General features: G+C 52.6%; 15 protein-coding genes. 9 read left to right on the top strand and 6 right to left on the bottom strand.

Annotated features, from left to right (window positions below; all coding sequences use genetic code 11):
- The first annotated feature begins 129 nt into the window (after window positions 1-129).
- The 5 genes from LGL98_RS03295 to LGL98_RS03275 all read left to right on the top strand — a co-directional run bounded on the left by LGL98_RS03295 (window position 130) and on the right by LGL98_RS03275 (window position 4,388).
- A complete protein-coding gene (locus LGL98_RS03295) occupies window positions 130-720 on the top strand; it encodes a phage repressor protein CI (RefSeq protein ID WP_136031361.1) in 591 nt (196 codons plus the stop codon).
- Between the two features lies 1 nt (window position 721).
- Window positions 722-1,627, top strand: coding sequence for a hypothetical protein (locus LGL98_RS03290; protein WP_136031359.1), 906 nt, complete (start codon window positions 722-724; stop codon window positions 1,625-1,627).
- A 2-nt stretch (window positions 1,628-1,629) separates the two neighbouring features.
- Window positions 1,630-2,655, top strand: coding sequence for a phage integrase (locus LGL98_RS03285; protein ID WP_136031357.1), 1,026 nt, complete (start codon window positions 1,630-1,632; stop codon window positions 2,653-2,655).
- On the top strand, window positions 2,652-3,413 hold the full coding sequence (locus tag LGL98_RS03280) for a hypothetical protein (RefSeq protein ID WP_203033603.1): 762 nt from the start codon (window positions 2,652-2,654) through the stop codon (window positions 3,411-3,413). Before LGL98_RS03285 ends, LGL98_RS03280 begins: the two co-directional genes overlap by 4 nt.
- A gap of 702 nt (window positions 3,414-4,115) precedes the next feature.
- A complete protein-coding gene (locus LGL98_RS03275; RefSeq protein WP_136031222.1) occupies window positions 4,116-4,388 on the top strand; it encodes a hypothetical protein in 273 nt (90 codons plus the stop codon).
- Between the two features lie 68 nt (window positions 4,389-4,456).
- Here the strand turns inward: LGL98_RS03275 and LGL98_RS03270 are convergent, their stop codons facing one another.
- The gene (locus LGL98_RS03270; protein ID WP_168435275.1) at window positions 4,457-4,822 is read right to left on the bottom strand and encodes an HdeA/HdeB family chaperone; all 366 of its coding nucleotides are present in this window, start codon (window positions 4,820-4,822) and stop codon (window positions 4,457-4,459) included.
- Between the two features lie 301 nt (window positions 4,823-5,123).
- Here LGL98_RS03270 and evgA point away from each other — a divergent pair, with 301 nt between their 5' ends.
- Together evgA and LGL98_RS03260 are read left to right on the top strand one after the other, a co-directional pair.
- Complete coding sequence (gene evgA / locus LGL98_RS03265) at window positions 5,124-5,738, top strand: acid-sensing system DNA-binding response regulator EvgA (protein ID WP_136031218.1); 615 nt, start codon at window positions 5,124-5,126, stop codon at window positions 5,736-5,738.
- A 4-nt stretch (window positions 5,739-5,742) separates the two neighbouring features.
- Window positions 5,743-8,985 (top strand): ATP-binding protein, encoded by a 3,243-nt coding sequence (locus LGL98_RS03260; protein ID WP_136031216.1) that lies wholly within the window; start codon window positions 5,743-5,745, stop codon window positions 8,983-8,985.
- Window positions 8,986-9,075: 90 nt separating this feature from the next.
- Here the strand turns inward: LGL98_RS03260 and LGL98_RS03255 are convergent, their stop codons facing one another.
- On the bottom strand, window positions 9,076-9,738 hold the full coding sequence (locus LGL98_RS03255; protein ID WP_168435280.1) for a YfdX family protein: 663 nt from the start codon (window positions 9,736-9,738) through the stop codon (window positions 9,076-9,078).
- A gap of 240 nt (window positions 9,739-9,978) precedes the next feature.
- Here LGL98_RS03255 and LGL98_RS03250 point away from each other — a divergent pair, with 240 nt between their 5' ends.
- Together LGL98_RS03250 and hdeB are read left to right on the top strand one after the other, a co-directional pair.
- Window positions 9,979-10,554 (top strand): HdeD family acid-resistance protein, encoded by a 576-nt coding sequence (locus tag LGL98_RS03250; RefSeq protein WP_136031212.1) that lies wholly within the window; start codon window positions 9,979-9,981, stop codon window positions 10,552-10,554.
- A gap of 26 nt (window positions 10,555-10,580) precedes the next feature.
- Window positions 10,581-10,886, top strand: a complete 306-nt coding sequence (gene hdeB, locus LGL98_RS03245; protein ID WP_136031210.1) for an acid-activated periplasmic chaperone HdeB — start codon at window positions 10,581-10,583, stop codon at window positions 10,884-10,886.
- 55 nt (window positions 10,887-10,941) lie between these two features.
- Here hdeB and LGL98_RS03240 read toward each other — a convergent pair whose 3' ends face one another.
- From LGL98_RS03240 to LGL98_RS03225, 4 genes are read right to left on the bottom strand one after another with little or no spacing between them, the layout of a single operon-like run.
- Complete coding sequence (locus tag LGL98_RS03240; RefSeq protein WP_136031208.1) at window positions 10,942-11,745, bottom strand: MIP/aquaporin family protein; 804 nt, start codon at window positions 11,743-11,745, stop codon at window positions 10,942-10,944.
- Window positions 11,746-11,797: 52 nt separating this feature from the next.
- Complete coding sequence (locus LGL98_RS03235; RefSeq protein ID WP_136031206.1) at window positions 11,798-13,621, bottom strand: diol dehydratase reactivase subunit alpha; 1,824 nt, start codon at window positions 13,619-13,621, stop codon at window positions 11,798-11,800.
- A gap of 12 nt (window positions 13,622-13,633) precedes the next feature.
- The gene (locus tag LGL98_RS03230) at window positions 13,634-14,059 is read right to left on the bottom strand and encodes a glycerol dehydratase small subunit DhaB3 (protein ID WP_136031204.1); all 426 of its coding nucleotides are present in this window, start codon (window positions 14,057-14,059) and stop codon (window positions 13,634-13,636) included.
- Between the two features lie 2 nt (window positions 14,060-14,061).
- The gene (locus tag LGL98_RS03225; RefSeq protein WP_002917672.1) at window positions 14,062-14,646 is read right to left on the bottom strand and encodes a propanediol/glycerol family dehydratase medium subunit; all 585 of its coding nucleotides are present in this window, start codon (window positions 14,644-14,646) and stop codon (window positions 14,062-14,064) included.
- Between the last annotated feature and the right edge of the window lie 9 nt (window positions 14,647-14,655).

The following is a 14,655-nucleotide window of genomic DNA, read 5'->3' as shown; positions in this document are numbered from 1 at the left end:
AACTCCTTTGTTCATGTTGGCTCGGCAAAGCTCAAAAAACTTCAATAACATCTAAATTTAGGAGGATGCCATATAGCTTTATGTGAAGTGTCAACTTATAACTTTCATTATGCTAAATGTCTTTTTAAAATGGCAAGATTCCGCATCAATCCAGATTCAGATAGCGCTCCTGTTCTTAACAGGGTTCTTGAGGCCTACGGGTTTACTCAAAAATTACAGTTAGCCGACCACCTAGGAATTGCTTCTAGTTCAATGTCTAACCGCTACAAACGTGGCGGACTCCCCACGGACATAATGGTGAAATGTATGGCGGAAACAGGTGTCAGCCTAGAATGGCTAGCGACTGGCCAGGGGAAGAAATTTGTAAGTGATGAACTAGACATTATGAAAATGCCTAGAAAAAAACTAGTTGACGGACAACTTTATGACTCTGGTTATGTCATGTTTGATAAAGTATTTTTCAAAGCAGGGATTCCCCTCCCTTCGGACCCAATTTGTGTACAAGATGAAAAAGCACAATACATACTCGATCAGAACTTTGCAGAGGTGTTTGATGGTGAATGGTTAGTAAATATCGAAGGAAAAACAAGCATCAGAACTCTAACACGCATCCCAATCAAAAAAGTTCGAGTTAGCGGTGTAGGTATGGCTTTTGATTGTGCGCTAGAAGATATTGATGTTATTGGCAGAGTGTTACTGATTATCTCCGAGGGAAACTAAAATGACAGCCGAAAAAAAATCACAACCCGATGCTAGCCCTAAAAAAGAGGTAAAACTCAAGACTTGCTTTATTATTATGCCCATTGCTGACCACCCCGATTATGAACCAGGTCATTTCAAAAGAGTGTATGAATATTTAATCAAACCGGCCTGCATTGCAGCAGGCTACGAACCGTATCGTGCTGACGATAGTAAAGCCTCACACATGATCATGTTTGACATTCTGAAGAAGATAATGGATTGTGATATGGCCATATGTGATTTAAGCTCAAAAAATGCCAATGTATTTTATGAATTAGGTCTCAGGCAAGCATTCAACAAGAAAACGATACTGATAACCGATGGTCGCGAAAAACCGCCTTTCGACATCGCGGGTTTTCGTTATGTTCAATATACTTCTACACTGAGAGTTGATAGTGTAAATAGTGAAATAATTTCAATTTCCAAAATGCTTCATGAAACAGAAAATGCACCTGAGGATGATGTAAACTCTATTGTTAAACTTCTACAAATCCAACCTGCAAAAGTAGATAGCATCGATCTTAACAAAGAAGAAAGTTTGATATATGGCATGCTTCTTAACTTACAAAAGGAGATATCAGGCTTAAAATCCGATAACCATAGAGATAAATCTTATTGGTCTAATTTACTTTTCTCGCCTCCAGAAAAGAATAATACACGTTCATCACTGTATAAACTTTCAAAGAAAGAGTTTTCTGGTTTATCTTTTAGTCAAATTCAAAAGATGTTCCCCAATTTACTTCATGATCTAGATTTCATTTATAATGATGAGGATATAGGAAAATTAACAAGAATTAATGACAATGGAGCGTTTTTTAATTTTAATGGTGACTCAATCCAATTTCCTATAGATGAGGAAATACTTGATAATATAATTGTAAAATAAATATGAGCATTACTAAAAAGAACAATAAATGGCTACTGGATTTCTACCCTGAGGGCAAACCAAAGGGTAGACCAGCAAAGCGTATCCGTAAAACGTTCTCCACAAAAGGCGAGGCGCTAGCTTACCAAAACCATATTATTGAAAACGTTCATAATAAACCCTGGTTGGAAGGCAAGGAAGATCGCCGCAAGCTTCGCGACCTGGTTAACCAGTGGTTTGATGAGCATGGTGTAACCCTGGACGATGGCGAGAAGCGAAAAGCGGCGATGGAGTTTGCCTGTGAAAGCATGGGCGAACCCGGCGCGCATGAATTTAACGCCACCCTATTTTCCACCTACCGGAAAAAACGCCTTTCCGGGGAAATAGTGCGCACGCAGCGTGTTAAGCAAGTTTCCCCGCGCACAATGAATCTTGAGTTAGCCTATTTCCGGGCGGTATTCAACGAACTAAAACGCCAGGGACACTGGAAGCTTGAGAATCCTTTGGCTAACATACGCCCTTTCAAATCTGAAGAGGCTGAACTGGCGTACCTTGAAAATGAAGAAATCACGCGCTTGCTAAACGAATGCATGAAAAGCAGGAATGAAAGCACGTACTGGGTAGCTTGCTTGTGTCTAATAACTGGCGCTCGCTGGGATGAAGCTGAATCCGTAACAACGAAACAAATAAAAAATCTTAAAGTCAGCTTTTTCAAAACGAAGGGTAATAGAAACAGGACTGTGCCAATAATTCAGGTGTTTTATGACTCACTTCCCAAACCAGAGAAACCTGGACGCTATTTTAAATCATGTTACTCAGCATTCCGGAAAGCCGTAGAACGTGCTGAATTGAATCTGCCAGATGGTCAACTTTCTCACGTTTTACGTCATACCTTCGTAAGTCATTTCATGATGAATAGCGGTAATATTCTTGTTTTAAAACAAATTTTAGGTCATACAGATATAAAAATGACAATGCGTTATTCTCACTTTGCTCCAGAACATCTTGAAGAATCTATAAAATTGAATCCTCTGAGGACAATATTTTGAACACTCGCAAAATCATAATAATTTCCGTAACAATTTTAATCGCTGCTCTTTTTCTACCGGTGATTATCTTCTCTTGGGTATTCAGCGAATTGCCTATATCACATCAGGTTCAAGATTGGTCAAATTTCGGCTCTTATATTGGTGGGATATACAGTGCATTATTTGGCTTTTTTAGTACTGCAATTGTATGCTTAACTCTTTTATTTACGATCAAATACAATAAAGAACAAATAGAGCAAATAAAGAAACAGCATTTTTCAAGCCTTATAAACATTTACGCAGAGAATTTAAACAGTAAGCTTGATAAAAAAATATACAGCTATTTCCACCCAGAGTCCGGATGTCATGTTAATAATAATGAATCAACATTTCTAGTATATATTTTAAAAAGATATAACAACAACTATGACATTGAAATATTGAATCATAAAAGTAACAACCCAGAAGATAAAAGACAATATCATCCTAATGTTTTGAGGATAGGTATAAATACCATTTCAGAACTTGAAATAAAATATAGCAGCGAAATAGGGAATTTAATACAAATTCTTAATTTAATAAACTCAAGCGAAAACCTATCAACGCGAAAAGAATTACTAAGCCAATTTCAAGCTGTAACTCACAGAGATCGCATGTTTTGGATGATGTTATACGCATACGCTAACATACCTTCAGCACGAGAAAGTATTGCATTTAACGAAGGCTTACTCATTGCAGCGGAGGGAGTCAAAAGATCCACCGGGTGTATAAATGACTAAAATACTGCCCCCTTTTTGTCCCTTCAGGACTCAAACTATGAATAACTATCAGCAATATTCAAACCATAACTTACTGATTTAAATGTAAGTTATTGTTTTATAAAGGTGGTACAGCGTTTTCATAATCGCTTGGTCGTTGGTTCAAACCCAACAGGGCCACCAAATTTTAGCTTTAAAATCATATAATTAAGCCACTCGAAAGAGTGGCTTTTTTGTTCCTGAATTTTAAAATGTCACCACAAACTGCTGAGCGGTGCGCATGGCTTAGCGTTTTGTCGCTATCCCATAAAGAGGATTAAAAGTCCGTCATAGCGCAGGGAAAATTTGCGCTTACGCTAAAACAGATAGCATTTTACCTTAGCAAAATATTGCTCAGAGCATCTCGGCCACTCCATAACCGCCTCACTCCTGTTGACTTCGGTCTAACTACGCAATGTTATCTTAAAATATCTTTCATTCCTGCAATGCTGGAATTCGTACTACTCACGATAAATGTAACAACACAGGTCAATTTCCGAAAAATAACCATAGCCTGCGCCAGCTGATCAAAATCAACGCGTTCCTCCCCCCGCTCTTATATATAACCCGCTAACTTACAAAAAGGATGAAATGATGAAAATACGGGATATATCAGTCAGTACCTGTCTGGCACTGTTATTAATGGGGTGCGTAGCTAAGCCCCCCATGGCGACGGAAAATGAAATGAAAGAGGCCGCCGCGTTTGCTTTTAATGTCGATGCTTCGCAGGTGACAATTTCCGATGCGAGGCAGCAGGATGTGAAAACCAACTTTGTGGCCACCATCGGCAAAACCAGCCATCGCTGCTATGTGACGAAGGCCGCCGAGCCGAAGCTTTACGGGCTGATCCCGCTGGGCGGCGGAAGCACCGTCTCAGATGCCATCTGTGCCGGCAGCAACCCGACGTCAGCGAGCAAGACTTGCGATGCCCTGTCAAAACAAGCGGGCCGCTGCTAATTCTCTGCGCAGAAGAAGACCGTAAACTGCGCATTTAGTCACTTTTTCTGCCGTTTTACCGCGGTCGCTTAGTTCAGCGACCGCACCTGCTGATAAGAATTGAGCCGCTCCCGCAGCGAGGTGAGCCAGACATCCGGCTCCTGGCGGCAGATTTCGGTGAGGATCGGCGTTAGCACCAGCTCGGCTTCATGAAAGTCAGTCCACTCCGGCGGCTCCAGTGAAAAAGGATCGTTCATCAGCCAAATCACCATCGGCGTCCAGGTGCGCGGATCCAGTTGCAGATAATCCTGACAGCGCATCATATCCCGGGTCCGCGCCTCAACCGACGACGCGTCTTTTCCCACCGCGGCGCTACTCATTGCCAGTACCGTTATTCCTGCCATCAGATGTTTCCAAACCCATTTTTGCCAGAGGGCGCGTTTTTCTTTTGCCATTGTTATTATTTTACCTGCCAGTTGTCACCGGACGATATACCCGGTAACTCACCTTAAAAGGGGCAGATTAATCGTTTGCATTTTTTTTAACAGCAGACAGCGCTGAAGTCAGCGAACGCCTGTTCCTACAGCTGTCATCCAGATATGCAAATATATTCGCCAGGCTCAGCTTCACAATATTTCCCAAGCCGAAAACGATTTGTGTTACAATTACACCTTATTACGGCACCGATAAAAATAACCCCCGCCGCACCTGCACCAGGCATCGCCCTTCTTTTTTCATATCAGGATTTACGCCCCCATGAATGCGATAATCATTGACGATCATCCATTGGCACGTATCGCCATTCGCAACCTTCTCGACAGCAACGGTATTACCGTCGCGGCAGAGCTCGACAGCGGCGTTCACGCGGTGCAGACCGCGGAAAGCATGCAGCCTGACCTGCTGATCGTCGACGTCGATATTCCGGAACTCAGCGGTATTGAGGTGCTGGAACAGCTGCGCAAACGCCGCTACCAGGGAAAAATCATCATCATTTCCGCAAAGAATGAACTGTTCTACGGCAAACGCAGCGCCGACTGCGGGGCAAATGGTTTTGTGAGTAAAAAAGAGGGAATGAATAATATCCTCGCCGCAATCGACGCGGCCAATAATGGCTACAGCTATTTCCCCTTTTCACTGGAACGCTTCTGCACCCACGGCATCACCGACCAGGACCGGCTGGATACGCTGTCAACGCAGGAGATGAAGGTGTTCCGCTATATTCTCAGCGGCGTCGACTACACCACCATCGGCAGCAAAATGAATATCAGCAATAAAACGGTAAGTACCTATAAGGTCCGTCTGATGGATAAATTAGGCTGCAGCTCCCTGCTTGAGCTATATGACTTTGCTCAGCGCAATAAAATAGGGTGATACGATGGTTGTTCGTCTTATTTTATCTATGGCTTTTGGACTGGCGCTGAGTCTCTCTCCTGCCGCGTTTGCCATGAAACAGCTGGAGCTAAAGAGCCATGCCCATGTCGCCACGATCGACATACCGCTCAGCGGTAAGGAGAAAGCCCGGCTGGCGGCACAGCCGACGCTAACCGTCGGTACCTGGCTTCCCGAGATGACGCCTATCGTCTATGACAGCGACGAGGAAAGCTATCAGGGGATTAACGCCGACTATCTGGCGCTGATGGCGCACAGCCTCGGGCTCAAGGTAATTATCCGCCAGTATGACACCGAGCAGCAGGCGCTCACCGCCCTGGACGACCGCCAGGTGGATACCTTGCTCACTCAGGTGGCGCACCGGGATGCGCTCGCCCCGGGCCTGACGCGAACCGCACCGCTGATCAAAACCTGGCCGACGCTGGTGACCTCGCTGAGATCCCCCCTGCCGCCGCTGACCACCAATCGCCGCGTCACGCTGGCCTGTACCCGCGAATGCGCCTTTTTCGATATCATTCAGCAGGCGTTTCCTAACGCCAAAATCACCCTTTACGATAGCGACTACCAGGCGCTTGCTTCGGTGGTCAGCGGTGAAAATCAGTATTTCATTGGCAACAACATCACCACTGGCCACTGTATCTCCAAATATTTCTCGCAATCGCTGGTCATCGCGCACTATTTTCGTCAGCAGGAACAGCACAATCGCTTCATCACCCGCGACGATCGGCCCGAACTACATCAACTTCTCGATCGTTTTATTCGCGCCATCGACAGCGATACCGCCATGCGGATCATGCAAAACTGGCTCAACCGCGGCGATCTGTCGTTTCTTAATACCCCACTGCCTTTTACTGCCGAGGAGCAGCGCTGGCTGCAGAAGCATCGTCGCATCCGCCTGCTGGTGAACCCCTATTTTCCGCCGTTTACCCTGGTGGATAACGAAGATGAACTGCGCGGCATCATGGCCGATATGCTGAATATATTCTCGTTACAGACCGGCCTGCAGATAGACCCCATCCTGGTGCGCAACCGCCACGATCTGGTAAAGCGCATGGAGAAAGAGGACTGGGCCATCATGCCCGCCGCCACCCTCAATCCACAATCTCAGGCTTATGTCACCCTCAGCGATCCGCTCATTAACGTGGCCTTTGTGCTGGTCGCCCGCGGCAGTGCCCCCGATCAGCAGCTGCTGAGGCGCTCGGTGCGGATCGCCCTGCCGGTGGGGCCCATCGCCGCCCATGACCTGAAAGCGCGCTTTCCGCAGGTTAACTGGGTGGAGACGGATAATGTCGGGATTGCTATGAAGATGGTGGAGGAAGGTGAAGTCGATGCCGCCGTCGCGTCGGAGCTTTCCGCCCGCTATATGATCGACCACTACTATCCACAGGATCTGCACTACACCCGCATCGACGGTCTTCCCGTCGCGGCCATTCGGCTGGCCATCCCGCGCGATGAACCGGTGCTGGCCGGCATTCTTAGCAAAGCGCTGCAGGCTATTCCGCCACGGGATATTCTGCAAATGACCGAGAAGTGGTCGAAAATCTCCAGCCAGCAGATAGAGAACTGGAGCCAGTACAGCCGCCAGTTTTACCAGTTGATCGCCTTCGCGCTGGTGCTGATCGCCATCAGCCTCGGCTGGGGGCTTTCCCTGTGCCGGGAAGTGCGCAAACGCAAAGACTCCCAGCAGCGGCTGGAGGAGGAGCTGGCGCAGAAGGAGGCCCTCTCCTGCGCGCTGGAGCGGGAAAAAGACAAAGCGATTCAGGCAACAAAAGCAAAGAGTCGCTTTCTGGCCAGCATGAGTCACGAGCTGCGCACGCCGGTGAGCGCCATCGTCGGCTTTCTGGAGCTGCTGGCGAAACCGGAGCTGAACGTCGGCCAGCGTAAAGAGGCGATCGAGCTGGCGGGGTCGACGGCGCAAACGCTGCTGGGGCTGATCGGTAATATTCTCGATATCGACAAGATTGAGTCGGGAAAATATCAGGTCACCCCGCAGTGGAGCGATGTCGCACAGTTAGTGTCGCAGCAGTGCCACACCTTCGATGCGTTGGCGCAGCAAAAGGGCATCGATCTGCACTACCATAACGCGCTGTCGGAAGGGGCCATGCTGTGGGTCGACCCGCAGGCGCTACGGCAAATCCTCAATAATCTCATCGGCAATGCGCTGAAGTTTACCGCCGAGGGCGCGATTCAGGTCAGTTGCCGGTTGGCGCAGGCGGATGAGACGCAGGGGGAGTTGACTCTCATCGTCAGCGATAGCGGCTGCGGGATCAGTGAAGCAGAGCAGGCCACCCTCTTCCACCGCTATGCCCAGGCGCGCCAGGGACGCCAGCAGACCGGCTCCGGACTGGGGCTGGTCATTTGCAAAGAGCTGGTGGCGCTGATGCAGGGTCGCCTGGAGATGGTCAGCCGTCCCGGTGTAGGGACGACTTTCACCATCACCCTGCCGGTCAAGGCGAGCCGCTGCACGATTCATACGCCGCAGGCGTTGCCCGCCAGGCCGCAGGTTCTGCCCGGGCTGGCGATACTGATAGCGGACGACCATCCCACCAACCGGCTGCTGCTCAAGCGCCAGCTCAGCACTATCGGCTATAGCGTCGATGAAGCCTGCGACGGTGAAGAGGCGGAGAATAAGCTCGCCAGCAAACATTACGATCTGCTGATAACGGACCTTAATATGCCGAAGAAAGATGGCCTGGCGCTGGCGGCCTCGTTACGCCGTCGCTATCCGGGCCTGGTAATTTGGGGCGTGACCGCCAGCGCGCTGCCGCAGTCGCGGGAGGCATGCCTGGCCAGCGGCATGAATATGTGTCTGTTTAAGCCGGTATCGGTTCAGACACTGAGCCATGAGCTCAGCCGTTTAGCGGTGGGCCACGCATCGCCTCACGCTACCCGGCACCTGAAGCTCAGCGTGCTGACCGAAAATACGGGGGGAGACCAGGCGCTGATGAATGAGATGCTGGAGACGTTCCGCGATGCGTCGGCCGCGGATTTAAAGGCTGCCGGACAGGCAATCGCCCGGCATGAGCCGCAGATCTTTCTGCGGGCGCTGCACCGTCTGCACGGTTCTGCGCAAATTCTGGGGATTACTGCGCTACAACAATTGTGCGCCCCTTTTGAGGCGAAGCGGCCGGACTCGCTAACGCCGGCAAGCTGTCTGGAGGTGGTACAGCACGTTACCGGCGTTATGCGTGAGATTGACGACGAAATCAACGCCCTGATCGGCCGCTAGCCGTTCCGCTCGGGCAGTCCGCCTGCCCGAGCGTTAAGGGGACATCCTTGTCAGTTTCTTCCTCTGCGCTCTCTCAGGGTGGAACAAGGATCAGTTGCCTGCCACCAGCATCTCGCTATCCACCACAATGCCCTCTTCAGCGCCTTTCAGCACCAGATTCGCTTCATAATATTTACCGGCTTTCAGCAGGTCTTGCGCCTGCGCCACCGCCTTACGGGTCTGGTTAAGCGGCATCAGGTACTGGTTCTCAATCACACCAATACCGGCCAGGCGCAGGGTATCGATAGCTCCTTTCTGATCGCCTTTCGCCAGTTTTTCGTTGGCAGATTTAATGGCACTCTCTTTTTCCGGCGTGGCCACATAGTCTTCAGACAAGGCGATGGTCGCATTGATCACCACATAGCGATCGGCGATCATTTTGGCTGTCGCGTCGGTTTTCACGAACTTCGCCCAGCTGGCATCATCGGCGGCCAGCAGCGCGGCGGCGTCGTCAGTCAGTTTTTTGGCGCTATCCGGCTGGCCATGGAACAGCGCCAGACGGGCGAACTGGACGTCGCGCATCGCATTCGCGCCCTGCACCGCCACCTGCAGCACATCGGCGGCTTCTTTCTGCACCTGCGCCGTGGCGGCCGCGGTTGGCGCTGCCGTCGCGCTGTCTGCCGCCCACACCGGAGAGGTACCCATTATGGTTGCCAGCAGGCTTGCCAGAATGACTTTTTTCATTGTTAACTCCTGATTAAAATCGGTAAGCATCACCAAACGCAGCCAGCTTAAAAAATATCGTGGTTATTGAGAATCAGAGCCCGGAAGCGATATTGCGGGCCTGGTCTGACAGCTGTCAGACCAGGCGTATAAAGTGACTTCGGCGCTCTTATTTACGCCTGCCGATAGCGCGGCCTACTATTTCCCTCAGACCTTTCTTTTGGCCTGCTGAATAAGCCTTCACGCCTTTTATTCAGCATCAGGCCGCCAACCGGGATCTGCGGAGCAATTATGTTTATGTTTAGCCATTACACCTTAAATGCGTTTAGTCCACGCGTCTTTATTCGATATAAACGGCATGCCTGCCTGATGGCGGTATTGCTGTTTATCTGCGGAGCCTGTTGTCTGGCCTGGCCGTTGGTCGCCGGCTGGTATCTCGCCACAGTAACCGGCATGTTGTTGATGATCTGCGGCTTCTATTCGCTGTATAGCCTGATTGTCTTCCGCCAGCAACACTGGAAATCACGCCTGGTGGCGCTGATCTTCGCCATCGCCTGGATCGTGCTCGGCCTGAGCGTTGTCGTCAATCCCCTCAACGGTATGAGCAGTCTGGCCATTTTATTTGGCTTTTTATTTGTTCTCGGCGGTATTTCCCGCATCGTTAGCGGATGTCAAACCCGAAAACAAAGCGGCGCTGGCTGGAATATTTTTATCGGCCTGTTGGATTTACTGATCGCTTGCCTGTGGCTGGCCATGAACCCGCAGCAAAGCTGGTTATTTATTACCGCTTTTATCGGCGTTGAAATGATATTTAGCGCCATCGGCTTGCTGGTCCTGCGCAATAAAATGAAGCACGCTCAGGCTTAAGTTTTATTTTTTCACTGGAGAAGAAAATGAATTTACCTAAAGCACTCGTATTGACCGTGGCGGCTACCACATTCTGTCTGATGACCAGTCCGGCATTCGCGGTTGAGGAAACCACGCCGCAGAATATGACCTGTCAGGAATTTATGGATATGAACCCAAAAAGCATGACCCCGGTGGCCTTCTGGGTGGTGAATCGCAACACCGACTTTAGCGGCGGCGACTATGTCGACTGGCATGAAGTCGAGACCGTTTCGGTACCGAAAATGCTGCAGCAGTGCCATAAGAACCCCGCCACCAAACTCGGCGATCTCAGCGCAGTCATCAAAAAATAACCCAGCTCCCCGGCGTCAGACCGGGGAAACCCGCCGCGCTGCGGCGGGTCCTACTTTACTCATCGATACCGCATTCGCACGGCAGATGGTGGCCAATAAGCTTGCGGTATAAAAACGCCCCGATAATCGCCCCCACCACCGGCGCCAGCAGCGGCACCAGAAAGTAAGGGATCGCCAGCCCGCCGGTAAAGGCGATCGAGCCCCACCCGGCCAGACTGGTAAACAGTTTTGGGCCAAAATCGCGCGCCGGATTCAGCGCAAAGCCAGTTAGCGGCCCCATCGACGCGCCGATCACAGCGATCAGCAAGCCAATCAGCAACGGCGCCAGCGGCCCGCGCGGAATGCCGTTGCCGTCGTCGGTCAGGGCCATGATCATCGCCATCAGGATTGCCGTGATGGTGGTCTCCACGGCAAACGCCTGTATAAAAGTGATATGCGGATGCGGGTACGTGGAAAAGACCCCGGACAGGTTAAGGCTGGCGACAGTGCCGCGCACGATATGCTGACTCTGTTCAAGATCGAGAAACAACTGGCGATACAGCCCGTACACCAGCGCGGCGGCGCAGAATGCCCCGGCCATCTGCGCGATAATAAACGGCAGTACCTTGCGACGTTCAAAACAGGCGAACAGCCACAGAGCAATGGTCACCGCCGGATTAAGGTGCGCGCCAGAGACACCGGCCGTCAGGTAGATGGCCATGGCGACGCCCAGGCCCCAGATAATACTGATTTCCCACTGGCCAAAGCTGGCCCCGGCGACCCGCAGCGCAGCGACACAGCCCGCCCCGAAGAAGATGAGCAGTCCGGTGCCAAGAAACTCGGCCACGCACTGCCCGGTTAAGGTAGAAGTCTGGTTCATTATCGGCATCCTGAAATAACACGTTTAGAGAGAGGCTGGCGCGAGCGCCCGTTTAATTCACATGACCGGCCAGTACCAGCCCGGTGGCGACCGCATTGCGCGGCCCTTCTGTTCCCCGAATATTGCCCTGCCCGGCGACCACGCCATAGTGCGACAGGGCTTCCGTGATAAGCTGCGGGATCTCAAAGTCCAGCGATGAGCCGCCCACCAGCACCACAAAGTCGATATCGCGAATGGAACCGCCGGGTGAAACCTGGCGCAGCGCACGCAGGCAGTTGGTGACAAACACTTTCTCTTTTGCCTGCCGGCGCACGAGACGAATTTTTTCCAGCGGACTGGCGTTATCGATCGGCACCAGTTCGCCCTCTTTGATGTACACCACTTTGGCGAACACCGCCGGGCTAAGAGCTTCCTGGAAGAACTCCACCGCACCATTCTCGTGGCGAATACTGAACAGGCTTTCCACTTTGGCCAGCGGGTATTTTTTTATCGCTTCCGCCAGCGAAAGATCCTCAAGGCCCAGCTCGGTTTTAATCAACAGGCTGACCATATTCCCCGCCCCGGCGAGATGGACCGCCGTTATCTGCCCCTCCGCGTTGACGATCGCCGCATCCGTCGAGCCGGCGCCGAGGTCGAGGATCGCCAGCGGCGCCGCACAGCCGGGAGTGGTTAACGCCCCGGCGATGGCCATGTTGGCCTCCACGCCGCCCACCACCACCTCGGTCTGCAGTCGGGCGCTCAGTTCGCGGGCAATAACCTGCATTTGCAGACGATCCGATTTCACCATCGCCGCCATCCCGACGGCATTCTCCATGGCACACTCGCCGGCCATCCCGCCCTGCACCTTGCGCGGAATAAACGTATCCACCGCCAGCAGATCCTGGATGTATATCGCGCTCATCTCATGGCCGGTCAGCGACGCCATCACCTTGCGCACCCGCTCAAGCATGCCGCCGGCGTGGGTGCCCGGTTCGCCGCGGATGTCGCGTACCGGAGCGCAGGCGCTCATCGCCTGCATGATCGCCTCCGCGCCCTCGGCAACATCGGCTTCTCCACGGCGTTTTTCGCCGCTAATGTAGAGGTTGCCCGCCGGGATCACCCGCGACTGCACGTCCCCCTGCGGGGTCTTAAGCACCACCGCGGAACGGTTGCCAATCAGGGCGCGGGCAATGGGGACGATGGACTGAGTCTCTTCCGGGCTTAGCCCGAAGAAGGTGGCGATCCCGTAGGGATTCGACAGGATCCGCACCACCTGGCCCGGCGCGGCCACCTCCACCGCCGCCATGACCCCCTCGGGGACTTGCTCCAGTAACGTCACTTCATCCACCACCGGCAGGGTTTTGCGCAGGCGGTTATTCACCAGCACGCCGTCGTCTTTTTTGAGGATCGCCGCCACCACGTTGATCCCCCGGTCGAGCGCCTCATTGAGACACCACACGGCGTCAAGGAAATCGACGGCGTCGTCAACCAGCGCGATCCACCCCTCGGCATACTGCGCCGCCGGCAGCGTCGCCAGCCGCCCGAGGGCAATAGTCGTCCCCACGCCAACGCCCACCCCGCCCGGCGTCTGCGGGTTATGACCGATCATGGTTGATTCGGTGATAATGGTCTCGGTGATGGTTTCCATCGCCACATCGCCAATCACCGGTGCGGCTTCGTTAAGATAAATGCGAGAGACATCGCTCATCGACCACGGTGTTTTCGCCAGGGCCTGCTCCAGCGCGGCGAGGGTCCCGGCGATATTGTCCCGCGTCCCTTTCATGCCCGTCGTCGCGACGATCCCGCTGGCAACAAACGTCCTCGCCTGCGGGTCGTCGGACGCCAGCGCCACCTCGGTGGTGGCGTTGCCGATATCAATCCCGGCTATTAACGGCATGCTGACCTCCGCTTAGCTTCCTTTACGCAGCTTATGCCGCTGCAGATACACTTCCGCTGACTCCCGGACAAAGGCGGCATTCACTGTCGCATGCCAGGTGTGCTCCAGCTCGTCGGCGATCGCCAGCAGCTCCGCCTGCGAGGAGCGGAACGGACGCAGCGCGTTATAGATAGCCAGAATGCGCTCGTCAGGAATGGCGATAAGCTCCGCCGCGCGGCGGAAATTGCGCGCCACCGCATGGCGCTGCATCTGCTCGGCAATCTGCGCCTGGTACTCAAGGGTCTGACGGGAGATCCGCACATCCTGCGGGCCCACCTCGCCAGAGAGCACCTTCTCGAGGGTAATATCGGTCAATGGTTTGCCGGTAGGCGTCAGGATATGCTCCGGGCAGCGGGTGGCTAACGGATAATCCTGCACGCGCATGGTTTTCTCGCTCATGGTCACTCCCTTACTAAGTCGACGTGCAGGGTGACGGGCTCGGCGTCCTGCACCACATGTTTGGTCTCTTTGATATGAAATAGCGCGGCTTTGGCCATAAATTTCGGCCGCACCATCTGGTCGTTCACCACCGGTACCGGCGAAGGTGACTCTTTGCGCGCATAGCGCGCGGCGTTTTTGCCAATCTGCCGGTAGGTCTCCAGCGTCAGCAGGGGCGCCTGGGAGAACAGCTCCAGGTTGCTGAGCGGCAGCAGATCGCGCTGATGGATGACCGTGGTCCCCTTCGACTGGATACCGATGCCGATCCCCGAGCCGCTCAGGTTGGCCGCATCCCAGGCCATAAAGGAGACGTCGGACGTGCGCAGAATGCGCACCACCCGGGCGTGAAGCCCCTCTTCTTCCACCCCAGCAATCAGCTCTTTGAGGATCGCGCCATGGGGCATATCGATCAGAGTGTGATGCTGGTGTTTATCGAAGGCAGGGCCGACGCCGATCACCACTTCATCGGCACGTTCATCGGCAGAAGCCACCCCGCCCTCGCGGGTTTTCAGGGTAAAAGAGGGCTGAATTTGGGTTGTCTGTTGCACAGGAATACC

Source organism: Klebsiella africana, from assembly GCF_020526085.1.
Taxonomy (GTDB): Bacteria; Pseudomonadota; Gammaproteobacteria; order Enterobacterales; family Enterobacteriaceae; genus Klebsiella; species Klebsiella africana.
Note: the sequence above shows the minus strand (reverse complement) of the source record. Positions and strands in the feature narration are given on the sequence as shown.